The 23478-nt window shown below is 47.6% G+C and carries 22 protein-coding genes; 20 read left to right on the top strand and 2 right to left on the bottom strand.

Features of this window, described 5'->3' with window-relative positions:
- The first annotated feature begins 61 nt into the window (after positions 1 to 61).
- From BM058_RS03920 to BM058_RS03930, 3 genes are all read left to right on the top strand, one after another.
- A complete protein-coding gene (locus BM058_RS03920) occupies positions 62 to 685 on the top strand; it encodes a helix-hairpin-helix domain-containing protein (protein WP_090925715.1) in 624 nt (207 codons plus the stop codon).
- Positions 686 to 760: 75 nt separating this feature from the next.
- Complete coding sequence (locus BM058_RS03925) at positions 761 to 2056, top strand: homocysteine synthase (protein WP_177195420.1); 1296 nt, start codon at positions 761 to 763, stop codon at positions 2054 to 2056.
- Positions 2053 to 4386 carry a DNA internalization-related competence protein ComEC/Rec2 gene (locus BM058_RS03930; protein WP_090925716.1) on the top strand — a complete coding sequence of 778 codons (2334 nt, stop codon included), beginning with the start codon at positions 2053 to 2055 and terminating at the stop codon, positions 4384 to 4386. Before BM058_RS03925 ends, BM058_RS03930 begins: the two co-directional genes overlap by 4 nt.
- Before the next feature lie 128 nt (positions 4387 to 4514).
- Here the strand turns inward: BM058_RS03930 and BM058_RS03935 are convergent, their stop codons facing one another.
- Positions 4515 to 4652, bottom strand: coding sequence for a YqzM family protein (locus BM058_RS03935; protein WP_090925717.1), 138 nt, complete (start codon positions 4650 to 4652; stop codon positions 4515 to 4517).
- A gap of 300 nt (positions 4653 to 4952) precedes the next feature.
- Between BM058_RS03935 and holA the strand changes: the two genes are divergently transcribed.
- The gene (gene holA / locus BM058_RS03940; protein ID WP_245736826.1) at positions 4953 to 6011 is read left to right on the top strand and encodes a DNA polymerase III subunit delta; all 1059 of its coding nucleotides are present in this window, start codon (positions 4953 to 4955) and stop codon (positions 6009 to 6011) included.
- A gap of 97 nt (positions 6012 to 6108) precedes the next feature.
- On the opposite strand, the gene rpsT is transcribed toward holA, so the two are convergent.
- Positions 6109 to 6375, bottom strand: a complete 267-nt coding sequence (gene rpsT / locus BM058_RS03945) for a 30S ribosomal protein S20 (RefSeq protein WP_090925718.1) — start codon at positions 6373 to 6375, stop codon at positions 6109 to 6111.
- Positions 6376 to 6542: 167 nt separating this feature from the next.
- Here rpsT and gpr point away from each other — a divergent pair, with 167 nt between their 5' ends.
- The 16 genes from gpr to BM058_RS04025 all read left to right on the top strand — a co-directional run bounded on the left by gpr (position 6543) and on the right by BM058_RS04025 (position 23465).
- Complete coding sequence (gene gpr / locus BM058_RS03950) at positions 6543 to 7652, top strand: GPR endopeptidase (protein ID WP_090925719.1); 1110 nt, start codon at positions 6543 to 6545, stop codon at positions 7650 to 7652.
- Between the two features lie 118 nt (positions 7653 to 7770).
- Positions 7771 to 8910 (top strand): stage II sporulation protein P, encoded by a 1140-nt coding sequence (gene spoIIP, locus BM058_RS03955; RefSeq protein ID WP_090925720.1) that lies wholly within the window; start codon positions 7771 to 7773, stop codon positions 8908 to 8910.
- Positions 8911 to 8924: 14 nt separating this feature from the next.
- The gene (locus BM058_RS03960; RefSeq protein ID WP_090925721.1) at positions 8925 to 9218 is read left to right on the top strand and encodes a hypothetical protein; all 294 of its coding nucleotides are present in this window, start codon (positions 8925 to 8927) and stop codon (positions 9216 to 9218) included.
- Between the two features lie 99 nt (positions 9219 to 9317).
- Positions 9318 to 11144, top strand: coding sequence for a translation elongation factor 4 (gene lepA / locus BM058_RS03965; RefSeq protein ID WP_090925722.1), 1827 nt, complete (start codon positions 9318 to 9320; stop codon positions 11142 to 11144).
- Positions 11141 to 12313, top strand: a complete 1173-nt coding sequence (hemW, locus tag BM058_RS03970) for a radical SAM family heme chaperone HemW (protein WP_245736827.1) — start codon at positions 11141 to 11143, stop codon at positions 12311 to 12313. Before lepA ends, hemW begins: the two co-directional genes overlap by 4 nt.
- A 125-nt stretch (positions 12314 to 12438) precedes the next feature.
- Positions 12439 to 13473 (top strand): heat-inducible transcriptional repressor HrcA, encoded by a 1035-nt coding sequence (gene hrcA / locus BM058_RS03975; RefSeq protein ID WP_090925723.1) that lies wholly within the window; start codon positions 12439 to 12441, stop codon positions 13471 to 13473.
- 49 nt (positions 13474 to 13522) lie between these two features.
- Positions 13523 to 14101 (top strand): nucleotide exchange factor GrpE, encoded by a 579-nt coding sequence (grpE, locus tag BM058_RS03980; protein WP_090925724.1) that lies wholly within the window; start codon positions 13523 to 13525, stop codon positions 14099 to 14101.
- 37 nt (positions 14102 to 14138) lie between these two features.
- A complete protein-coding gene (gene dnaK, locus BM058_RS03985) occupies positions 14139 to 15980 on the top strand; it encodes a molecular chaperone DnaK (protein WP_090925725.1) in 1842 nt (613 codons plus the stop codon).
- A gap of 212 nt (positions 15981 to 16192) precedes the next feature.
- Positions 16193 to 17308, top strand: coding sequence for a molecular chaperone DnaJ (gene dnaJ / locus BM058_RS03990; RefSeq protein WP_090925726.1), 1116 nt, complete (start codon positions 16193 to 16195; stop codon positions 17306 to 17308).
- A 39-nt stretch (positions 17309 to 17347) separates the two neighbouring features.
- Positions 17348 to 18310, top strand: a complete 963-nt coding sequence (gene prmA / locus BM058_RS03995) for a 50S ribosomal protein L11 methyltransferase (protein ID WP_090925727.1) — start codon at positions 17348 to 17350, stop codon at positions 18308 to 18310.
- Between the two features lies 1 nt (position 18311).
- Positions 18312 to 19058, top strand: coding sequence for an RsmE family RNA methyltransferase (locus BM058_RS04000; RefSeq protein WP_090925728.1), 747 nt, complete (start codon positions 18312 to 18314; stop codon positions 19056 to 19058).
- Positions 19059 to 19064: 6 nt separating this feature from the next.
- Positions 19065 to 20399 (top strand): tRNA (N(6)-L-threonylcarbamoyladenosine(37)-C(2))-methylthiotransferase MtaB, encoded by a 1335-nt coding sequence (mtaB, locus tag BM058_RS04005; RefSeq protein WP_090925729.1) that lies wholly within the window; start codon positions 19065 to 19067, stop codon positions 20397 to 20399.
- A 22-nt stretch (positions 20400 to 20421) separates the two neighbouring features.
- Positions 20422 to 21093, top strand: coding sequence for a deoxyribose-phosphate aldolase (gene deoC, locus BM058_RS04010; protein WP_090925730.1), 672 nt, complete (start codon positions 20422 to 20424; stop codon positions 21091 to 21093).
- 178 nt (positions 21094 to 21271) lie between these two features.
- The gene (gene rpsU / locus BM058_RS04015; protein ID WP_090925731.1) at positions 21272 to 21445 is read left to right on the top strand and encodes a 30S ribosomal protein S21; all 174 of its coding nucleotides are present in this window, start codon (positions 21272 to 21274) and stop codon (positions 21443 to 21445) included.
- Positions 21446 to 21465: 20 nt separating this feature from the next.
- Positions 21466 to 21909 carry a GatB/YqeY domain-containing protein gene (locus tag BM058_RS04020; RefSeq protein WP_090925732.1) on the top strand — a complete coding sequence of 148 codons (444 nt, stop codon included), beginning with the start codon at positions 21466 to 21468 and terminating at the stop codon, positions 21907 to 21909.
- A 230-nt stretch (positions 21910 to 22139) separates the two neighbouring features.
- Positions 22140 to 23465, top strand: a complete 1326-nt coding sequence (locus BM058_RS04025) for an NfeD family protein (RefSeq protein WP_245736828.1) — start codon at positions 22140 to 22142, stop codon at positions 23463 to 23465.
- Positions 23466 to 23478 lie beyond the last annotated feature (13 nt).

The following is a 23478-nucleotide window of genomic DNA, read 5'->3' on the forward strand; positions in this document are numbered from 1 at the left end:
CTCCCACATCCTATGCGACAAATCTCTTAACTATTCCGCAAAAAATGAAGGAGGTGAAATCATGAACCGGAATCTGATGTACGCGGTTGCTGCAGGAAGTGCTGCAGTTGTTGTTCTGGTGGTTTTTCTTCTTTTGTTCTTATTTGACGGAAAAGGCGGGGGAAAGAACACAGAGAGTGAGGATGTGTTCTGGGAAGAAGAAGAAACGGCTGAAGCAGAAATAGAAGAGACATCCGGACAGAAAGAGAAAAACGAAGGTCCTGTACATGTCGTTATCGATGTGAAGGGGGCGGTGAAAGAGCCCGGGGTATATGAGCTGAAAGAGGGAAAACGGGTGATAGACGCAATCGATGAAGCAGGCGGCATGACAGATCATGCAGAACCAAAGGCGGTCAATTTTGCTGAAAAGCTGTACGATGCCATGGTCGTCCGTGTGCCGGAGGAAGGGGAGGAAGAGCTCTCTGGAACCGGCTCTGCAGCGGAGGAAGAGGAAAAAGTCCGCATCAATTACGCGGAAGCTGCGGAACTTGAAACGCTGCCGGGCATCGGACCTGCCAAAGCTTCAGCTATTATTTCCTATAGAGAAGAGAAAGGGTTTTTTGAAAGCGGGGAAGATCTGCTGAATGTGTCGGGAATCGGTGAAGCATCTCTCGAGCAGATGAAGGAAAGTCTGTCCTTTCATTAAATATAAAAAGGATTTCAACTATATGAATATTTTGATAATATGAAGAGGAACGCTGATATGAAAGGGGATATGCAAGTGAGCGATCAACATTGGAATCTCGAAACAAAAGCAGTTCATGCCGGGCAGGAAGCAGACCCGGCAACACAGTCGCGGGCGGTACCGATTTACCAGACAACTTCCTATGAGTTCAAAGACACCGATCAGGCGGCGAATCTCTTTTCCTTGTCAGAATTCGGGAACATTTACACAAGGATTATGAATCCGACCCAGGACGTGTTTGAGAAACGGATGGCTGAACTGGAAGGAGGAGTCGGGGCCCTTGCTGCTGCGAGCGGAAGTTCCGCTATTCAGCTTGCTGTGCTGAATATCTGCGGCGCAGGCGATGAAATTGTTGCATCGAGCGGACTTTACGGCGGCACGTACAACATGTTTGTACATACTCTTCCCAAGTTTGGAATTACCGTTCATCTCGTAGAGGGAACCCAGCCCGAAGCGTTTGCTGAAAAAATTAACGATAAAACAAAGCTGGTCTTCGGTGAGATGATTGGCAATCCGAACGGGGAAGTGTTTGATATTGAAGCAGCGGCAGAAGTTGCACACTCCCATAATATTCCTTTAATCGTTGACGCTACAGTTGTTACACCGGCACTATGCCGCCCAATTTATCATGGGGCTGATATCGTTGTTCATTCCGCAACCAAATTTATCGGCGGACACGGAACAACTCTCGGAGGAGTGATTGTAGACAGCGGTCGTTTTAATTGGAATAACGGCAGGTTTCCGGAACTGAGCGAGCCTGACCCAAGTTATCACGGTGTAGTATACACCGAAGCAGTCGGAGAATCAGCTTATATTATCAAAGCCAGAGTACAGTTGATGCGTGATCTTGGTCCGGCTCTTGCGCCCATGAATTCCTTTCTTCTTATTCAGGGGCTGGAGACGCTTCACCTTCGAATGGAAAGACACTGCGAAAATGCGGTGAAAATCGTTGATTATCTTGAGAAAAGCCCTTACGTGGAATGGGTGAACTATCCGGGACAGCCGTCTCATCCTACGTTTGATAAAGCAGAAAAATACCTCCCCAAAGGGAAAGGTGCGATTCTTACATTCGGCATTAAAGGGGGAGTGGAAGAAGGGAAGTCCTTTATAAATGCCTGCAATCTGCTGTCTCACGTTGCCAATGTAGGCGATGCTAAGACGCTGGTCATCCACCCCGGGAGCACAACCCACCAGCAGCTGACCGAAGAAGACCAGAAAGCGGCCGGTCTGACTCCGGACCTTATTCGTATATCTGCCGGTATAGAGCACGCAGACGATATTATCGCAGATATTGAACAGGCGCTCGAGAAAAGCCAGCATAGCGTGACGTGAAAAAAGATACTGTATGGTTTGTATGGAGCGGGGCCGCCGCCGTCCATTTCGTTGTTTCAGGAGAGATATGGGCAGCCGGAGCGGCGGTGTGCCCTTTCTTTCTCTTATTGCTCAGGAAGAACACTGCATCGATTGTTATTTTAGTCCTTCTATTGATGCTGTTTTCGCTGCGGGCGGTATGGGTGGAAAATGCTCATGTTTCATCGTTAAGCGGAAAAGAAACCGTCATTCAGGGAACAATCGAAGATGGACCGCACCGGGATGGCAGTCTCGTCCGCTATACCCTCCAGGAACAGGACAGAGAAAGAATCCAGATTCGTTTAATGCTTCAGGAAAAAACGGAAATACCTATCTCCGCCTCCTATGCTCCGGGCAGTCTATGTTCTATCCGGGGATCCTTGCAGTATCCTTCTGCTGCTACAAACTTTCACGCATTTGATTACAGACAGTACTTAAAACAACAGCATTCCTACTGGGAGATGGAAGTTACCTCTGTTGAGGACATCCAGTGCACCGGTACGAGTTACCATCTTTCCAATATTTTAAAAGCATGGAGATACGACGGTATTCAGCGCATCGACACCCTGTTTCCGGAACAATTGAAAGGGGTCGCAGCCGCACTTTTATTCGGAGAGCGTCATCTGCTTGATGCAGACACGGAAACGGATTATCAATCGCTTGGATTAATTCACCTTCTCGCCGTATCAGGTCTTCATGTTGGACTTTTATCTGCCATGCTTTACTTTTTGTTGTTACGCATCGGTCTGACAATAGAGAAAGCAGAGTGGATACTGCTTATGCTTCTCCCCATTTACGCGATACTTGCCGGGGCTGCTCCTTCTGTCCTGCGTGCGGCAGGTATGGTATCGGCCTTTATCATCTGGAACAAAACAGGAAGAAAAAGCATGGATCCTTTTTTTGTTCTATGCCTTGCTGCGCTTCTTTTCTTATTCATCCATCCCTATTACCTCTACCATATCGGCTTTCAGCTGTCCTTTCTTATCAGTGCGTCTCTTCTTCTCTCGAGAAATATATTATATCAAAAAAACAAATGGAAAATGGCTGTATATGTGAGTGTTATCGCCCAGTTTGCCGGTCTTCCTGTTATTTTGTTTCATTTCCATGAGTTTTCGTTTCTTAGTATTGTTCTCAATCTCGTGTTTGTACCTTTCATTTCCGTTATTGTCCTTCCAGGTTTAATCGTGTTGTTTACCGTTTCCTTTCTGAATATGCCGCTGTTTTCTGTGGCTGTGGTACCTCTGCAGGAGATCGTATCTTTTGCTCATGTTATGCTTTCTGCTGCCGGAAGCTGGAGCGTGTTTACGTATACCGGGGGGGCACTTTCCTTTCTTTTAACCGGATTACTGGGTACTGCAGTATATTTTTTCTTCATCCGGCTGGAACAGAGGGGAGGTTACAGGCGGCTTCTGCTTCCGGCTCTGCTTGTTGCGGGAATACTTACGTTACAGAAATCTTTTCCATACATGGATAACCGCGGAAGTGTGACGATGCTTGATGTCGGTCAGGGAGACAGTTTCGTGGTTGAACTTCCGCACCGCAGGGCCGTGTACCTGATTGACACAGGAGGTGTACCGGACTTTCCTAAGGAAGAATGGGAAAGGAGAGAAGAGCCTTATGATCCGGGAGCGGATGTTGTTGTCCCGTTTTTAAAGGCAAGAGGCATCACGACTCTTGATAAACTGATTCTCACACACGGAGATGTGGACCATTACGGCGGCGCACCTGCGGTAATGAAAGATATACGAGTAAAAGAAGTTGTGTACGGAAAAGGCAGGGATTTTAAAGAAGCGGAAGCAGCTCTGCTGAATGCTGTATCGAACAAAGGCATTCCTGTCGTTTCGGCCGGGCAGGGAACTTCCTGGCGGGCAGGAGAAAGTTTGTTTCAGGTGCTTGCTCCTGACGGGGACGAACCGGCAGGCAATGAACGTTCCATTGTTCTCCGGGCTGATCTTGGAAATACAGACTGGCTGTTCACAGGTGATATAGGAAGAGCGGGGGAAGAAGAACTGCTGTCTGAGTTCCGGGAAGTGAAAGCCGATATTCTGAAAGTCGGACATCACGGCAGCCGCACTTCCAGTTCACCGGCATTTATCGAGAAGCTGGGAGTAAAGGCAGCGCTTATATCCACCGGACGCTGCAACCGCTTCGGCCACCCGCATGAAGAGACACTGGAAACACTGGAAAAAGCCGAAGCGCAGATCTACAGGACAGATGCAGCGGGAGCAGTACAAATCACATTCACCGAAGATCGAATCCGCGGGGTTCGGCAGGCAGCACCAAAGAACGGACGGAACTGTGAAGAGGGATGAAGAGAGGCTGATCTGCACTGGAATTAAAGAAGCTGCCCCGGTTGGATGGGACAGCTTTCTGCTGCAGCGCACGGCGCAGTATATGGAAACTCGGAAGAGATCAGAGTACCATGTTCATTCATTACGTATTAAAAGCCGCCTGCTACTTCGATAATCGTAGCCACTGCCATAATAATAGTGAAAAAAGCAAAAGGCACAACGAAACCGACGACAGAGTCGATCAGGTCATTACGTTTACTCTGTACGTCCCTTTCAAATTCATTCACGGCCCATTCCCTCCTTATGCATACACTTTTCCTTTTATTATAAGACAAGTACGAAAAAAAATCCATATCTGCTGCACGATTCTGTCAGGTTGGATAAAGGAAGGATGACCCTGCCGCGGCTGTAAACAGTTGTCACCTATAACCCGGAGAGACATAGGATAAACTAAAAAATGAACCCCGGATATCGTTGATAAAAAGTTGTCCTAGGCCTTTTTATCAACGTTTATAATAAATGGAAAGTGCCTCACGTGCACTTTCCTTTTCCTTCCCTGCTTGCGAAAAAAAACGAGGAAGCATAAGATGGAAGGAAACGAATATTGCTATGGGGGTGCTGCATGGATGGACTACATTCCGCTTTTAAACGACATCGAAAATCAAAACATAGCGCCGCTTTACTTATTATATGGAACAGAGGCGTACTTAATAACCAACATAATGGAAAAAATAACGGCAAATACGTTGGCTGAAGAAGAACGGGATTTTAATCATTCTGTCTATGACATGAAGGAAGTTCCGGTGGAGACGGCTCTTGAAGAAGGAGAAACGCTTCCTTTTTTTGGGTCGGGCCGGGTCGTCGTTCTGAAAAACTGCTATTTTTTAACGGGAGCAAAGGACAAGGAGAAAGTGGAACATAACCTTTCCTATCTTGAAGAATACATCGACAATCCCCCTCAGGAAACAGTTATGATTTTCACCGCCCCGTATGAAAAACTGGATGAACGAAAGAAAATTGTCAAAAAGCTGAAGAAACAGGGAGTTTTTCTGGAAGCCTCTTCGTTTGATGAAAAGAATATGGATCAATGGATCGAGCGTTTCTGCAAAACAAAGAACATATCGATAACATCCGGGGCGAAAGAGAAGATGATGCAGCTGGCAGGCAAAGATATGATGATGCTGTCGTCAGAGATGGATAAATTGACGTTGTACGCCGGAGAAGAAAAGCAGATTACAGAAGAGATGGTGGAGGAGCTGGTTCCGCGCAACCTTGAAGACAATGTATTTGAATTGGTGGATCACGTCGTGCACGGCCGGGCGGAGAAGGCGTTTCGCATTTACTATGACTTGATGAAGCAAAATGAAGAGCCAATTAAAATTCTGACCCTTCTGGCTAGGCAGTTCCGTATGATTCTGCACGTTTCTCAATTAAAGAAAACAGGCTATTCCCGTCAGAAAATGGCATCAAGGCTGAAAGTACACCCTTACGCTGTAAAAGTAGCGGAAGAACAGAGCAGAACGTATGCAGAACCCCGGCTGAAAGAAGTGCTTCAGAAGCTGGCAGAAGCAGATGAGCGTATAAAAACGGGAAAAATGGATAAATACCTGCAGCTGGAACTGAGCATCGCCGGCCTGGCAGCATGAGAAAAGCGCCGGGAGTTGAAACTGAACCTCAAAACGTGAGCATTGTATCTTTTTTATCCATGAAAAAAACGACTCTGCAGAGGAGTCGTTTTCGTTATTACTGCGCGATTTCGTTGAAACGCTGATTCATTTTTGACTTGGTTCTTGCTGCTGTATTTTTATGAATCATCTTTTTGTCAGCAGCTTTGTCTACTTTTTTCGTCGCCAGGGAAAGAAGATCCTTAGCACCTTCTACGTCCTTGTTGTCAGCCCTCTTGTTGAATTCCTTAATGGCACTGCGCATGGCAGACTTAAAGGCATGCTGCTTGACACGCTTGGATTCATTAACAATCACGCGTTTTTTCGCCTGTTTAATATTTGGCATGTTGTCACCTCCCTTGTTTTGTTCCATTTTGCGCTTTCTGCAGAGAATGAAACACAAGAGGATTCTATCAAAAAACAGATGGACGTGCAAGGCGAATAACAAGCTTATTCCAGTACATACTACATAACAACAGTGAATCAGGATGACAATGAAAGCAGGTGAATAGAATGGAACTGGATATGTCTTCCTACAATGTGCGTACCGATCTGGCAGTGGAAGAAAAAGAACTACTGGAAGAAAAGGAACTGCACCGCACGTCGGACCAGGATATTGAAACCGGTATCCAGGTTCATGAAAAAGAAGAAAACGGCGTCAAAATAACAAACGTAACCATCACGGAAACAGGTGCTGAAAATACGGGCAAAGAAGCGGGCGAGTATCTAACTTTTGAAGCGCAGGGTGTTCGTAAACAGGACACAGAGCTGCAGCAGGCTATGGAAGCCGTACTCGCCCGGGAAACAGCAGGTTTTTTTAAACGCCTTGGCATCAAAAAGGATGCTTCCTGTTTAATTACAGGCCTTGGAAACTGGAATGTAACTCCGGACGCTCTTGGCCCTATGGTTGTAGACAAGTTAGTTATCACCCGCCATCTTTTCATGGAAGCGCCGGAACAAGTGGACGAAGGTTTCCGTTCTGTCAGTGCTTTTTCGCCGGGGGTGATGGGACTGACCGGGGTGGAAACGAGTGAGCTTATTTCGGCTGCAGTGGAGAAAACTAAACCTGATTTTGTGATAGCCGTTGACGCTCTTGCTTCCCGCTCGATCGAACGGGTAAACACCACGATTCAGATGTCGGATACCGGCATCCATCCCGGTTCCGGTGTCGGCAATCAGCGGCGCGAATTAAGCCGGAGAACGCTCGGGATTCCCGTCATTGCGATAGGTATCCCGACGGTGGTGGATGCAGTGACGATCACAAGCGACACTATCGATTTTATGCTGAAGCACCTTGGCAGGGAAATGCAAGAAAAAGACGCTCCCGGCGATGCTCTGGCGCCGGCCGGCATGGTCTTTGGAGAAAGAAAAGAGCTGCACGACGAAGACCTCCCTGCTGATGATGAACGCCGGGCTGTATTTGGTATGATAGGCGGGCTGAAAGAAGAGGAGAAAAGGCAGCTGATTCAGGAAGTTCTCGCTCCCCTCGGTCACAACCTCATGGTCACCCCGAAAGAAGTGGATGTGTTCATGGATAACATGGCCAACGTCGTCGCCGAAGGACTGAACGCCGCGCTGCACGAAAGCATTTCCCAGGAAAGTACCGGAACGTATACGAAGTAAAATGAATAGAGATCAGTATCTGAAAGCTGTCTTCGATAGAAGGCGGCTTTTTTTTGAGTAATCTTCCGTTCTAATCTATCAGTTTTTTCTCATAGATTAGAGCAGGGAGGGGAGCAGCATGCGAAATGAGATAAAAAGTAGAGAAAATCGAAGTATGTGGACAAGTGTCCGGAAATGGGCGGCAGGAAGTGCGGGCGGACTCTTGTTTATGCTGTTTTTTATTACCGTCCTGACATCCGGCAGCCAGGACAATTTATTCTCTTCCAGGCAGTTACATGCGTGGAGTTCAGAGATTCAGCAGAATCTTCTCCTGTCTGCCTTTCAGTTTGAAAATCATTACTTTGGTAATGTTCCTGCCAAGGAGGAAAGCAAGCCGGTACCAACTCTGCTGTTTGAATTTTTGACGAAGCTGGATTTTCATGAGCCAAGAACGATGCTTGGTATGGAAATACCAGGTTTCGCTCTGTTTGATGGAAACATTGTGGTAGCCGGGGAAGGAACGGATATCACGACGATGCCGATAGAATCCGCACCGCCTATGGAAGTGCTCATGAAAGAGAGAAAGGCGGCTGATGATAGACTTCAGGTGCTCGATACGCAAGAACAAACAGAAAATACTCAAACCGGCGAACCCGTCGCCCACATCGTTCATTCCCACAGCCGTGAGTCGTATTATCCGGAACTTGAAGAAAATGCGGACAGTGCTTTTCATCAGGATGTCAACATCACGATGGTAGGAAAACGTTTAGGCAAAGAACTGGAAGAAAGAGGAGTTCAGACTTTCGTTGACACGACAGATATTACACAAAGACTCCATCAAAAGGGATGGAAATTCCCGAGATCGTATGATGTGTCCCGAAACGTTATCAAAAATGATATAAAAGAACACAAGCAGCTGCAAATGTTTTTTGATCTTCACAGGGATTCCCAGCCCCGGGATGTCACCACCGTAACGGTAAATGGAGAAACAATGGCGAAGACCTTTTTCGTGATCGGAGAGAATCACCCGGACTATGAAAAAAATCTGGCCATGGCGAAGGATTTGAACAGCAGACTGGACGCCTCCTATCCGGGACTTAGCAGAGGGGTGCTTACCAAGGGAGGCGGCGGTGTGAACGGTCGGTATAACCAGGATCTTTCCGAGCAGTCTGTTCTTGTTGAAATCGGCGGGGTCGAAAATAACCTGGAAGAAGCGTACCGCACGACGGAGGCACTGGCGGAAGTAATCAGCGCTTATCATGAAGAAACCAACAAATAAAAAGGGGGATCGTTATGAGAATACTGACCATAATGCTTGCAGCGGCGGTATTTTTTCTGGTTGGAATGATGACAGGCATCCATGTTTCCGAACAGTACCGGGAGCGGCCGCAGGACGTATCTTTGCCCGCTTCATATGAAAAGGAAGCAGCCGTACCGGAAGCTGCCGAGGGAGAACCGGATACAGAAGAGGAACTGCTCGAACGCCAGAAACTGCTGAAAGAGACAAAGGAAATCAACGTATTTTCTGATATCGGAAAAAGCCTGAATCTATTTGCACCTTCTTCCGAGTCTTCCCGGGAATATTGAAGTGCAGATTCCCTGTTGATATAATGAAGGATAGTGTAAGTGAGCGGCAGCCTTCGCTGCCAGAGGTGCAGCGTTATAATTAGCAGGAGTGATAAAAGCATGAGTGAGGAAAACAGAGAAAACAGGCAGAAAAATATCAGGAACTTTTCGATTATTGCCCATATCGACCATGGGAAATCGACGCTTGCGGACCGTATTCTCGAAACAACCCGTTCGCTGCCGGAACGTGAAATGAAAAACCAGATGCTTGACGCGATGGATCTGGAACGGGAGCGCGGTATTACGATTAAACTCAACTCCGTTCATTTAAAGTATACCCATACCGATGGGGAGGAGTACACATTTCATCTCATAGATACACCCGGCCACGTCGACTTTTCCTATGAAGTCTCCCGCAGCCTGGCCGCTTGTGAGGGCGCACTTCTCGTGGTGGATGCCTCCCAGGGAATTGAAGCGCAGACGCTTGCGAACGTTTACCTGGCTGTGGATAACGATCTGGAAATTATACCTGTCATCAATAAAGTAGATCTGCCGGGTGCTGAACCGGAGCGTATCAAAAAAGAAATTGAAGATGTCATCGGAATTGATGCCTCCGATGCAGTATATGCCTCTGCCAAAAGCGGACTCGGAACAGATGAAATATTGTCCCAGGTGATCGACAAAATACCGGCACCCGGCGGAAATCGGGAAAATCCGCTGCAGGCTCTTGTTTTTGATTCGATGTATGATACATACCGCGGGGTTATTTCCTATATCAGAGTAGTGGAAGGATCCATCCGCCCCGGTGACAAAATTAAAATGATGCAGACCGAAAAGGAATTTGAAGTGGCCGAAGTTGGTGTGTTCACTCCAAAACCTGTCGCAAGCAAAGAATTGACTGTCGGCGATGTCGGTTTTTTGATTGCCAATATCAAAAACGTCAGTGATTCTAAAGTCGGCGATACCATCACCCATGTGAAACACCCGGCGCCGGAACCGCTCCCCGGCTACAAAACGATGAACCCGATGGTGTTTTGCGGCATGCATCCTGTGGATGCAAGCGACTACAGTGCACTCCGGGATGCGCTGGAGCGGCTTGAGCTCAACGACAGTTCCCTGCAGTTTGAAGCTGAAAGCTCCCAGGCGCTCGGCTTTGGTTTCCGGTGCGGCTTTTTAGGTCTTCTGCATATGGAAATCATCCAGGAGCGTATTGAAAGAGAATACGGTATCAGTCTGATTACGACAGCTCCAAGCGTGATTTATCATGTGTATTTGACCGATGGAGAGCTGATTGAGATTGACAATCCATCCAATATGCCGGACCAGCAGAAAGTTGAACTCGTTGAAGAACCCTTTGTAAAAGCAGCCGTTATGGTGCCGAATGATTTTGTCGGGGCCGTGATGGAACTCTGCCAGAAAAAACGCGGGGAATTCACCGATATGCGCTATCTCGATGAAAACCGGGTGAATATTGTGTATTACCTTCCGCTCACCGAGATTGTGTATGACTTTTTCGATCAGTTAAAGTCCAGTACGAAAGGGTATGCCTCCTTTGAGTACGAATTTACCGGCTACCGGGAATCCAATCTCGTGAAAATGGATATTCTGCTCAATGGTGAACCTGTTGATGCGCTGTCTGTTATTGTCCACCGGGACATGGCTTTTGAACGCGGCAAAACCATTGTCGAGAAGCTGAAAGATCTCATCCCGCGCCAGCAGTTTGAAGTACCGGTGCAGGCGGCGATCGGAAATAACATCATCGCCCGTTCCACTATCAAAGCGATGCGCAAAAACGTGCTTTCCAAATGTTACGGCGGGGACGTCACGAGAAAACGTAAACTTCTTGAGAAGCAGAAGGAAGGAAAACGCCGCATGAAGAATGTAGGTAAAGTAGAAGTACCGCAGGAAGCGTTCATGTCTGTCCTGCGGATGGATGATGACCAATGATGAACGTACAGGAAAAGGCACCTGCATCGCCTGCTTCGATATATGTTCACATTCCATTTTGCAGGTATATATGCTTTTATTGTGATTTTAATAAATTTTTTATTGAAAACCAGCCGGTGGATGACTATATTGAACAATTGGACCGCGAAATGAAACGCGTCCTTATGGAGCCAGCCCCGGTCGATACGGTTTATGTCGGCGGAGGAACACCAACGGCCCTGGGAACAGATCAGCTGCGGCGGGTGCTGCGCGATGTGAAAAAACGAACGGATTCTTCCCGGCCGCTGCGTGAATTCTCGGTTGAAGTAAATCCAGGGGAAGCGGACTGGGCGAAATTTGACATGATGAAAGAAGAAGGGGTCACCCGGCTCAGCATTGGTATACAGACGTTTAATGACAGTCTTCTTCAGAAAATCGGACGGGGTCATTCGGCGGCCGAGGCAAAAGAAACGGTCCTTCTGGCAAGAGAGTCCGGGTTTGACAATATCTCTATTGATTTGATGTTCGGCCTGCCGGAGCAGACGATGGCTGACTGGAAAGACACGATTACCCGGGCCCTGCAGCTGGATATTGACCATGTCTCTGCGTATTCGTTGAAAATTGAAGAAAAAACGATGTTTTACAACTGGTACCGGCAGGGTAAAATAAAGCCGCTCCCCGAAGATACGGAAGCAGATATGTATGAGGTGCTGGAAGAAGCTCTTGCCGACGCCGGATTTCACGCTTATGAAATAAGTAATTTTGCAAAGCCGGGCAAAGAAAGTGAACATAACAAAACGTATTGGCGGAATGAGGAGTATTACGGATTCGGGGCAGGTGCCCACGGTTATCTGAACGGAGTCAGATACGCTAATCTTGGTCCGCTTCCCCATTATTTAAAAGCCGTGAAAGCAGGGGAGAATCCGGTGAAAGATACGCATGAAGTGTCGAGAACCGAGAACATGGAAGAAGAAATGTTCATGGGACTGCGGATGAAAGAAGGGGTTTCGGCTCATCGTTTTTACCGGAAGTTCAACTGCTCGTATTATGATATTTATCCGGAAGCGCTCCAGGAACTGACAGAGGAAGGGCTGCTGTATGATTCGGGAAGCGCCCTGCAGTTGACAGAAAAGGGAAGACTTCTCGGTAATGAAGTGTTTGCCCGCTTCCTTCTGGATGAAGAAGGCTGACAATCCGGTTTTTCTTCCCTGCATGGAAAAAGATTCTGTTTTGTTGACAAACATCAGCCCTTTTGATAACTTTACAATAGATTTAGCACTCGGATATCCGGAGTGCTAACAGAGGTGATGTTGTCATGCTGACAGACCGGCAGTTATTCATTTTACAGGCTATTGTAGATGGTTATATTCATTCTGCGGAACCTGTCGGATCCCGCAGCTTATCGAAACAAAGCGGCATGAGCTACAGCCCGGCGACGCTCCGCAACGAAATGGCGGATCTGGAGGAAATGGGTTTTCTGGAAAAGCCGCATTCTTCTTCCGGGCGGATTCCTTCTGAGCGGGGCTACCGTCACTATGTGGATCATCTGCTGCTGCCTCATCAGCTTTCGAGCAGGGAAATTCATGACTTAAGGTCATTGTTTGCCCGGAAGGTAATGGAAACAGAGCAGGTGGTGAAACAGTCGGCGACGATATTGTCTGAATTAACGAGCTATGCTTCCATCGTGCTCGGTCCTGAAATATTCGAGTCGAAATTGAAACAGGTACAGATTATTCCGTTGAATGACCGGACCGCTGTAGCTATTCTCGTTACCGATACCGGACATGTTGAGAATCATACCGTTTCACTTCCGGAAGCACTGAAAAGCAGCGATCTGGAAAAAATAGCGAATATCCTGAATGACCGCCTGCGCGGGGTTCCGCTTTATCAGCTCCAGAATAAGATTACGACAGAAGTAGCCGGGCTGCTGAGGCAGCATGTAACCAATTACCGGGAGGCTTTGTCATTCACCGAAGAAACTCTTCAGAAAAGCAGTGAAGAAAAAGTTTATTACGGAGGGAAAGCCAATCTGCTGTCCCAGCCTGAGTTTAAGGACGTTGATAAAGTCCGGATGATTTTTGAACTGCTTGAAGAAGACCACACGATGCATGAACTGCTGAAGCCGGAACAGAGTGGATTAATGATACGTATCGGCCAGGAAAATGCGAATCAGGCATTTGAAGACTGCAGCATAATCTCAGCTTCTTATTCCTTTAACGGCAATCCGGTTGGCACCATTAGTATTGTTGGTCCGACGAGAATGGAATATCCACGGGTGATCGGTCTCATTGAGCATTTATCAAGAGATTTGTCGAAGGTTTTGACAAACTTGTATACGGATCTTTACTAACGTTCCGGTCACTTTTTGGAAATAATCGCGTGCAGCGGGAGGTGAACGTATGAAAGAGAATTATACTTCCACAGAAGAACAGGAAGAAAAAGAGCAGATGGAACAGGAAGTAGCGGCAGAGGAAGCTGATGCCGAAGATACCTCGGTTGAACAGGAAGACGCTGAAGAGCCCGCTGAGGAAACAGAACTGGAAAAGGCACAGAGAGAAGCAGCAGAATGGCAGGACAAAGCCCTGCGCGTTCAGGCTGACTTGGACAATGTGCGCCGGAGGGCAAAAGAAGATAAAGAACGGGACGCAAAATACAGATCTCAGTCTGTGATTGAGTCCCTTCTTCCGGTTCTTGACAATTTCGAGCGTGCGCTGAATGCAGCGACAGACCAGGAAGAGGACGGCTCTCTTCTACAAGGTGTCAATATGGTTTATTCCCAGTTTTTCGAGGCGCTTCAGCAGGAAGGCCTGGAAGTCATACCAACCGAGAGGGAAACATTTGACCCTCATCAACACCAGGCAGTCATGCAGGTGGAAGAAGAAGGGTTTGAATCCAATCAAATCGTGGAAGAACTTCAAAAGGGTTATAAACTAAAAGATAAAATAATCCGTCCTGCTATGGTAAAAGTAAATGCATAATAAAACAGAAAAAGTATTATAGGAGGCTGACGAGACAATGAGCAGAATTATAGGAATTGACCTAGGTACAACGAACTCCTGCGTAGCAGTAATGGAAGGCGGCGAAGCACAGGTTATCCCGAACCCGGAAGGTAACCGTACCACTCCTTCTGTTGTTGCGTTTAAAGATGGAGAGCGCCAGGTTGGGGAAGTAGCCAAGCGTCAGGCTATTACGAACGAAAATACCATCCAGTCCATCAAGCGTCACATGGGAACGGACCATACCGTTGAAATCGAAGGAAAAACGTATACACCGCAGGAAATTTCCGCTATCATTCTTCAGAAACTCAAAGATGATGCAGAAAGCTATCTCGGCGAAACAGTAACGAATGCGGTTATCACCGTTCCAGCCTATTTCAACGATTCCCAGCGTCAGGCAACCAAAGACGCCGGTAAAATCGCAGGTCTTGAAGTAGATCGCATCGTAAACGAACCGACAGCGGCTTCTCTTGCTTACGGCCTGGATAAAGAAGACGATCAAACCATCCTCGTTTACGACCTTGGCGGAGGTACATTTGACGTATCGGTTCTTGAACTCGGCGATGGATTTTTTGAAGTAAAATCAACATCCGGCGACAACAAACTCGGCGGGGACGATTTTGACCAGGTTATCATCGATTATCTTGTCTCTGAATTCAAAAAAGAAAACGGCATCGACCTGTCCCAGGACAATATGGCGGTACAGCGTTTGAAAGACGCAGCGGAAAAAGCGAAAAAAGATCTGTCAGGCGTGGCCCAGACACAGATTTCCCTGCCGTTTATCACTGCAGATTCAAACGGTCCAAAGCATCTGGAAATCAGCTTGAGCCGTGCGAAATTCGATGAGCTTTCATCCGACCTTGTAGAAAAAACGATGGGTCCTGCCCGTCAGGCGCTGAAAGATGCTGATATGAAAGCAACAGACATTGATAAAGTTATCCTTGTCGGCGGTTCCACCCGTATTCCGGCTGTACAGGAAGCAATCAAGAAATTAACCGGCAAAGATCCGCATAAAGGCGTGAACCCGGACGAAGTAGTAGCCCTTGGTGCAGCCATTCAGGCAGGCGTTCTGGCCGGAGATGTAAAAGACGTCGTACTTCTTGACGTGACACCGCTCTCCCTTGGTATTGAAACAATGGGTGGCGTAACAACAAAATTAATTGAGCGTAACACGACGATCCCGACAAGTCAGTCCCAGACATTCTCGACTGCCGCTGACAACCAGCAGAGCGTTGACATTCACGTACTGCAGGGTGAACGTGAAATGGCCGCGGACAACAAAACGCTCGGACGCTTTCAGCTGAGTGACATTCCACCGGCACCGCGCGGTGTTCCGCAAATTGAAGTAACGTTTGATATTGATGCCAACGGTATTGTGAACGTACGCGCCAAAGATCTTGGTACAAATAAAGAACAATCGATCACCATCACTTCATCGTCCGGTCTTTCTGAAGATGAAATCGAACAGATGGTGAAAGATGCCGAAGAAAACGCCGAAGCCGATAGAAAACGTAAAGAAGAAGTAGAGACCCGCAACGAAGCGGACCAGCTCGTCTTCACAACAGAAAAGACACTGGAAGATCTCGGTGAAAATGTAGATCAATCCGAAAAAGATAAAGCAGAAGAAGCGAAGAACAAAGTGAAAGAAGCACTTGAAGGCGAAGATATCGAAGCTATTCAAACAGCTAAAGATGAACTTCAGGAAATTGTTCAACAGCTTTCCACTAAGCTTTATGAGCAGGCAGCCGAGCAGGCCCAGCAGGCTCAGGAAAATGAAGGGGATTCCGGTGACGATGTCGTAGATGCGGATTATGAAGAAGTAAACGACAACGACAACGATAACGACAAAAATAATAAGTAATTCCCGCCCCTTTACGAGTCATTTGCACAGGGAGACGAAATAGAAAAAAGGCTGCACGAGGAGTTGTCCCGAAAGAAAGGTTAAGCTGAGCTTTGCTTAGGGTCAGCTCCTTTCTTTTTTTGTGCCTGCTGCTTTGAGGCGGACTTGAAGAAATGAAGACAAGAATGATAAGATAATCCTTATGGATTAGTGAACGGGAGTGGATGCAAACGATGAGTAAACGCGACTATTATGAAGTGCTCGGCGTCAGCAGTGATGCGTCAGACGACGAAATAAAAAAAGCGTACCGGAAACTTGCGCGTCAATATCACCCCGATGTGAACAGTGAAGAAGGCGCGGAAGACAAATTTAAGGAAGTCAAAGAAGCCTATGATGTGCTGAGTGACTCACAGAAAAAAGCAAATTATGATCGATTCGGCCATTCCGATCCAAACCAAGGATTCGGCGGTGGCGGAGCCGGAGACTTCGGCGGTTTCGGCGATATTTTCGATATGTTCTTCGGGGGAGGCGGCCGCAGAGATCCTAATGCACCGCGCCAGGGTGCTGATCTGCAGTATACAATGACCATGAGCTTTAAGGAAGCTGCTTTTGGTAAGGAAACAGATATTGAAATCCCCCGTGAAGAAGAATGTGAAACCTGTGACGGCAGCGGCGCAAAACCTGGAACCAGTCCGGAGACGTGCAGCAAATGCGGCGGCGTCGGCCAGTTGAATGTAGAACAGAACACACCGTTTGGCCGTGTTGTGAACAGACGCGCCTGCGATCGTTGTCAGGGAACCGGCCAGACCGTGAAAGACAAATGTTCAACCTGTAACGGCCGCGGCAGTATAAAACGAAACAAGACCATCAAAATCACTGTTCCTGCCGGAGTGGACTACGGTCAGCAGATCCGTGTAGCCGGTGAAGGCGAAGCAGGGGCCAACGGCGGTCCGCCAGGGGATTTATTTGTCGTGTTTAATGTACAGTCCCACGAGTTTTTCGACCGGGACGGCGACGATGTTTACTGTGAAATGCCGCTTACGTTTGCCCAGGCAGCTCTTGGTGATGAAATAGAAGTGCCGACGCTGCGCGGGAAAGTTAATCTGAAGATTCCAGCCGGTACACAAACCGGAACCAACTTCCGTATGCGCGGGAAGGGAATCCCTAATGTGCACGGCCGTGGTCAGGGTGATCAGCATGTCAAAGTACAGCTCATCACACCGAAAAAACTCGATGAAAGACAAAAGGAATTGATCCGTGAGTTTTCCGAATTAAGTGGAGATGAGCAGGTGGAAGAACAGCACCAGAATTTTTTTGAAAAAGTGAAGCGCGCGTTTAAAGGTGATTAATTCTGCCAGGCAGAGTCTGAAAAAATGGAGCTGGTGTGAGTGAAATGGCTGGAGTTTCGAATTCATACAACGCAGGAAGCGGTGGAACCAATTTCCAACATCCTGCATGAGGGCGGAGCAAGTGGAGTTGTGATTGAAGACTCCGGAGATCCTTACCGTGACTGGGACGCGGCCGAGGATGAGATATACGATCTTAACGGCTCAGAGTACCCGGAAGAAGGAGTTGTACTGAAATCCTACTTTTCAGCAAGCAGCTTTGTCGGAGAAACGCTGGAAGAAATCAAACAGTCTGTCAACGATCTGCTCCTGCATGATATCGACATCGGACGTAATGAAGTAACTATTACCGAAGTCGAGGAAGAAGACTGGGCACACGCTTGGAAACAGTACTACAAACCGGTAAAGGTGACTGACACTCTCACTATCACCCCTTCCTGGGAGCCTTATGTGCCCGGGAACAGGGAAGAAAAAGTGATGGAACTTGATCCCGGCATGGCTTTTGGCACAGGGACGCACCCAACGACTGTTTTATGCCTGCAGGCCCTTGAACAGGAAATCAAGGGGGGAGAAGAGGTAATAGATGTCGGCACCGGCTCCGGCGTGCTGGCTGTTGGCGCAGCCAAATTCGGAGCAGCACGAGTTCTCGCACTTGACCTTGATCAGACAGCAGTAGAGGCGGCCCGCGATAATACGGCCTTCAATAACGTGGGAAATACGGTGACGGTAAAACAAAACAATCTACTCGACCACGAACATCACCAGGCTGACATCATTGCTGCCAATATACTCGCCCACATTATTATCCGACTCGCCCCTGATGCATGGAAAGCTTTGAAGCCGGGAGGACTTTTCATTACTTCCGGTATTATTTCGGGGAAGAAAAATGAAGTCATGGAAGCATTGGAAAAAGAAAACTTTGAAATTGTTCGTACACAGGACATGGAAGACTGGACAGTTATTACAGCTGTAAAAAAACAGAATCAAAAAATCCGGGGTGGATAGCGTGCAGCGTTATTTTGTAAAACCTGAACAAATGACTGAAAACGATGTAGTCATTACAGGGGAAGACGTCAAACACATTTCCAAAGTAGTGAGGCTTGAGCCCGGAAGCCATATTGAATGCCTGAATAATCAGGGGCGACGGACACACTGCAGGATCCGAAGTGTAGATAAAGAGTCGGTCGCGGCTGACATTTTGGAAGATATAGAAAGCAGTCCGGAACTTCCGGTATATGCCGCTGTTGCCCAGGCTTTAATCAAAGGAGATAACCTTGATCTGGTTGTGCAGAAGGGGACGGAACTGGGGGCACGCTCCTTTCTGTTGTTTGCAGCAGGACGATCTGTGGTAAAATGGGATAGCAGTAAAGTGGAAAAGAAACTTCAGCGGCTCCGTAAAATTGCCAAAGAAGCAGCGGAACAATCCGGAAGACAATACATTCCGGATATTTCGTATTATGCCTCCACCCGGGACATGATGGAGGAAGCTTCGACATACGAAGCTTCCCTGTATTTAGATGAAGAAACGGCAAAAAGTGGTGAGCATCATGCAGCGGCGGACATATTTTCTTCCCGTCCTGCATCCATTCTGGCCCTCATTGGTCCGGAAGGTGGAATCAGCCGTGATGAAGCGCAGGCTCTCGATCAAAGCGGCTGCCGCCCTGTGAGTCTGGGGCCGCGGATTTTACGGAGCGAATCCGCTTCTCTCTATTTTCTTTCCGCTCTGTCCTATCATTATGAAATATTGAGGTGAACATATATGTCTTCTGTTGCCTTTCATACCCTTGGCTGTAAAGTAAATCATTATGAAACAGAAGCCATCTGGCAGCTGTTTAAAAACGCCGGATATGAAAAAGAAGAATTTGAAAAGAGTGCAGACGTCTACGTGATCAACACCTGTACCGTCACCAACACCGGTGATAAGAAAAGCCGTCAGGTTATCCGTCGTGCGGTACGTAAAAATCCGGATGCGGTAGTGTGTGTTACAGGCTGCTACGCTCAGACATCGCCTGCTGAGATTATGGATATTCCCGGCGTGGATGTTGTAGTGGGAACCCAGGACCGTTCCAAAATGATCGGTTATATTGAACAGTTCAAAAAAGAACGGGAACCGATTAACGGGGTAGGAAACATCATGAAAACACGAGTATATGAAGAGCTGGATGTTCCTGAATTCACGGACCGCACAAGAGCATCTCTGAAAATTCAGGAAGGCTGCAACAATTTCTGTACGTTCTGCATCATTCCATGGGCCCGGGGGCTTCTGCGTTCCAGAAGACCAGAAGATGTTCTGCATCAGGCACATCAGCTTGTTGAAGCCGGATATAAAGAAATTGTACTGACCGGTATTCATACCGCCGGATACGGCGAAGACATGAAAGACTATAATTTCGCGGCTCTCTTAAAAGAGCTGGAAAAAGTGGAAGGCCTGAAGCGCCTGCGGATTTCGTCCATAGAAGCCAGTCAGATTACCGATGAAGTCATTGATGTTATTGACCGGTCCCAAAAGATCGTTAATCATCTCCATGTGCCGCTGCAGTCCGGTTCCGATACGGTGCTCAAGCGGATGAGGAGAAAGTATACGACACAGTATTATGCCCAGCAGCTCGATAAGCTGAAGCAGGCACTTCCGGGTCTTGCTGTTACCACGGATGTCATTGTCGGATTCCCCGGCGAAACAGAAGAAGAATTCCGGGAGACGTATCAATTTATCAGAGACAATAAATTCTCCGAACTGCACGTCTTTCCATTTTCAAAAAGATCCGGCACACCGGCTTCCAAAATGGACGGCCAGGTGGACAGCGACATCAAACAAAACAGAGTGCAGCAGCTGATTGAACTGTCGAATCAGCTTGCAAAAGAATACGCCGGCGATTATGAAGGCAGAGAGCTGGATGTTATACCGGAAGAAAAAGACGAAGAGACAGGGCTTCTTACCGGTTACACCTCCAATTATCTGCGCGTTAAATTTGAAGGGGCTGAAGAGTTAATAGGCTCCATCGTTAAAGTGCAAATCACAAAAGCAGGATATCCCTATAATATGGGCGAATATATCAGGGAAGCCCGCGAAGAAGAAGACAGAGTGCTTGCATAGCCCCATAGAAAGGATGAAGGATATGAGTAGTTCCCTTGCTTCCACCATCGATCACACATTGTTAAAACCTGAATCCACCTCCGGACAGGTGGAAGCCCTGTGTCGTGAAGCGGCGGAATATGAGTTTGCCTCGGTTTGTATCCACCCGTCCCACGTTGCTGCAGCAGCTGCCATTCTGGCAGAAACCCCGGTGAAAGTCTGCACAGTGATCGGGTTTCCCCACGGGGCAGCGTTATCTGCCGTAAAAGCTTATGAAACAAAAGAGGCCGTCAGACTAGGGGCTTCAGAAGTCGATATGGTTATCAATATAGGGTCGCTTAAAAGCGGCAGAGAAGATGAAGTCCGTTCCGATATTGAATCTGTTGTTCAGGCGGCTTCTGATCAGGCGCTCGTTAAGGTGATCATTGAAACCGTGCTTCTTTCCGATGAAGAAAAGGAAGCGGCATGCCGTGCTGCTGTTCAGGCAGGTGCGGATTTTGTCAAAACATCGACCGGATTTGCAGGCGGCGGTGCCACGCTTGAAGATGTTAAATTGATGAAGCGTGTCGTTGGCAATCAAGCGAAAGTAAAAGCAAGTGGAGGCGTGAAAGACCAGCAGACAGCCCTTGCGATGATAGAAGCCGGTGCGGAAAGAATCGGCACCAGTTCCGGTGCTGCCATTGTTTCCGGAGAAAGCGGCACATCATCTTATTAAACCGTGATGCTTGTATTATAGAAAGTATTGATTTTTCGATTATCATGTTATATAATTTGTGAAAATAGTTGTTTTTTCCATGAGGAAATCGGTTTGTTGTCCGCAGGCCGGATAGACAGCCCGTGATTCTCCTGCTGGAAAAATCAGCTGTACTGGTTGTTTGGAGGGGGGGATTCAGATGGCTGAGACCCGTGTTCGCAAGAACGAGAATATTGATGCTGCTCTTCGCCGTTTTAAGAAAGATCTTTCGAAAGAAGGAACAATGGCTGAAGTACGTAAGCGCAAGTTCCACGAAAAACCGAGCGAAAAGCGTAAGAGAAAATCAGAAGCGGCTAGAAAACGTAAATCCTAAGTGAAAGAAGGTGCTTCACGCTGCAACTCATGGATCGTTTGAATGAAGATGTAAAACGTGCCTTGAAAGCCAAGGATAAAAAAAGGCTTTCTGTTCTCAGGGGTGTTAAATCTTCCCTTCAGAATGAAGCGATTAAAGAAGGCAGGGAGCTGCAGGAACAGGATGCTTTGAGTGTTCTGAACCGTGAATGGAAACAGCGCAAAGAATCCCTCCATGAGTTTGAGAATGCGGGAAGAGATGATTTAACAGAAGAGATAGAAAAGGAACTTGCTATTCTATCTGAATATATGCCCGAATCACTGTCTGAAGAAGAGCTGGATCGTATTGTACAGGAAACCATCACAGAAACCGGTGCTTCATCAGGCAGCGATATGGGAACGGTCATGTCCGCTGTCATGCCGAAAGTGCAGGGACGTGCGGATGGAAAACTGGTAAACCAGTTTGTCCGTAAACATTTGACCTGAGAAAAGCATTCCTCCAAACCGGAGGAATGTTTTTTTATCAAACAAAAAAGCAGAAAATGATTTTATAGTCTCTGTGCAACCGATGTCGTAGGTGAATACATAAAAAAATGATATAATAAAGGTAGGGACAGCCGGAACTGAAACCAAAGAATGGTTTATTCGTAGATGAAAGGACGGACTGCCCAGCCGGCATGCAGGAATAAGTAAACATCAGGGAAAGAGGGAGTGGAATGGTTCATTTCATGAGAAAATCAGCGGCCGTGCTTCTGTCTCTGTTTGTGCTGTTTGTGGTGCTTTCACATCATGAAGCCGAAGCTGCTGAAAAGGATAAGGTATTCATCATCCCGGTGGAACAAACAGTGGAGAGCGGTTTGAAAGCGTTTCTTGAGCGGGCGGTGGAAGATGCTGAATCAGCGGGTGCCGATCACATCATTTTTGAAATCGATACACCAGGTGGTGCTGTGGATGCTGCAGGCGACATTGCCTCCCTTATCGAGGATGCTTCCGTGCCGACGACAGCGTATGTCGTGGAACAAGCCATGTCGGCCGGCGCCTACCTTGCGCTCAGCGCTGATGAAATCGCTATGGCACCTGATACACAGATGGGAGCGGCGCAGGTCATCACCGGGTCCGGCAATGCTGCAGGTACGAAGGCCCAGTCGAGCTGGGAGAAAAACATGCAGAACGCCGCTGAATTGAACGGCCGTAATCCCCGGTACGCGCGGGCCATGGCGGATCCCTCTGTTGACATGCCGGAATACAGTGCCGGAAAAGGAGAATTGTTAACGCTTACGGCATCAGAAGCTGCGGAAGTGAATTATGCGGAGTATACCCCTGAAAACAGGGAAGCCCTGCTCCAGGAACTGAACTTCTCCAACGCAGAAGTACAGGAAGTACAGGTGAGTGCGGCGGAAAAAATCGCCCGCTTTGTCACCAACCCTGTCCTCATTCCGATTTTACTGTCTGTCGGAAGTATAGGCCTGATTATGGAGCTTTACTCACCCGGGTTCGGTATCGCCGGTATTCTCGGTGCATCGTCTTTGGGGTTGTTTTTCTTCGGTCACATGATAGCCGGTTTTGCAGGATATGAAGCATTGGTTCTTGCAGGAGCAGGCATAATCCTGGTGGGAGTGGAACTGTTCATCCCCGGTTTTGGCATTTTTGGTCTGCTTGGAGCAGGAGCTTTTATCAGCAGTCTGTTTTTTGCTTCCTATTCGACGCTGAACATTGCTGTTTCCATTCTTATCGCGCTCGTTTTGTCGGCTGTGACTGTTATTTTGATGTTTTCGGTCTTTAAAAAACGGGGGCCGGTGAAACGTTTTGTGCTCGAAGACTCTGTGACGACAGATGAAGGTTTTATTTCCAATGAAAGCCGCCCGGAACTTATAGGACAAACCGGAAAATCATTAACGCCTCTCCGTCCTTCCGGCTCCATGCAGATGGGGGATGAAAGGCTTGACGTTGTATTGGAAGGAGGATATATTGAAAAAGGACGAGATGTAAAAATTGTGAAAGCAGAAGGTTCCAGAATTGTAGTGCGTGACATAAACGAATAAAGCTGAAGGAGGT

The organism is Salibacterium qingdaonense, assembly GCF_900114715.1.
GTDB lineage: Bacteria > Bacillota > Bacilli > Bacillales > Marinococcaceae > Salibacterium > Salibacterium qingdaonense.

Excerpts from the sequence above, each read along its gene's own strand:
- BM058_RS03920 (WP_090925715.1), top strand. The coding sequence starts at position 62 with ATGAACCGGAATCTGATGTACGCGGTTGCTGCAGGAAGTGCTGCAGTT.
- holA (WP_245736826.1), top strand. The coding sequence starts at position 4,953 with ATGGAAGGAAACGAATATTGCTATGGGGGTGCTGCATGGATGGACTAC.
- rpsT (WP_090925718.1), bottom strand. The coding sequence starts at position 6,375 with ATGCCAAATATTAAACAGGCGAAAAAACGCGTGATTGTTAATGAATCC.
- gpr (WP_090925719.1), top strand. The coding sequence starts at position 6,543 with ATGGAACTGGATATGTCTTCCTACAATGTGCGTACCGATCTGGCAGTG.
- spoIIP (WP_090925720.1), top strand. The coding sequence starts at position 7,771 with ATGCGAAATGAGATAAAAAGTAGAGAAAATCGAAGTATGTGGACAAGT.
- BM058_RS03960 (WP_090925721.1), top strand. The coding sequence starts at position 8,925 with ATGAGAATACTGACCATAATGCTTGCAGCGGCGGTATTTTTTCTGGTT.
- lepA (WP_090925722.1), top strand. The coding sequence starts at position 9,318 with ATGAGTGAGGAAAACAGAGAAAACAGGCAGAAAAATATCAGGAACTTT.
- hemW (WP_245736827.1), top strand. The coding sequence starts at position 11,141 with ATGATGAACGTACAGGAAAAGGCACCTGCATCGCCTGCTTCGATATAT.
- hrcA (WP_090925723.1), top strand. The coding sequence starts at position 12,439 with ATGCTGACAGACCGGCAGTTATTCATTTTACAGGCTATTGTAGATGGT.
- grpE (WP_090925724.1), top strand. The coding sequence starts at position 13,523 with ATGAAAGAGAATTATACTTCCACAGAAGAACAGGAAGAAAAAGAGCAG.
- dnaK (WP_090925725.1), top strand. The coding sequence starts at position 14,139 with ATGAGCAGAATTATAGGAATTGACCTAGGTACAACGAACTCCTGCGTA.
- dnaJ (WP_090925726.1), top strand. The coding sequence starts at position 16,193 with ATGAGTAAACGCGACTATTATGAAGTGCTCGGCGTCAGCAGTGATGCG.
- mtaB (WP_090925729.1), top strand. The coding sequence starts at position 19,065 with ATGTCTTCTGTTGCCTTTCATACCCTTGGCTGTAAAGTAAATCATTAT.
- deoC (WP_090925730.1), top strand. The coding sequence starts at position 20,422 with ATGAGTAGTTCCCTTGCTTCCACCATCGATCACACATTGTTAAAACCT.
- rpsU (WP_090925731.1), top strand. The coding sequence starts at position 21,272 with ATGGCTGAGACCCGTGTTCGCAAGAACGAGAATATTGATGCTGCTCTT.
- BM058_RS04025 (WP_245736828.1), top strand. The coding sequence starts at position 22,140 with ATGGTTCATTTCATGAGAAAATCAGCGGCCGTGCTTCTGTCTCTGTTT.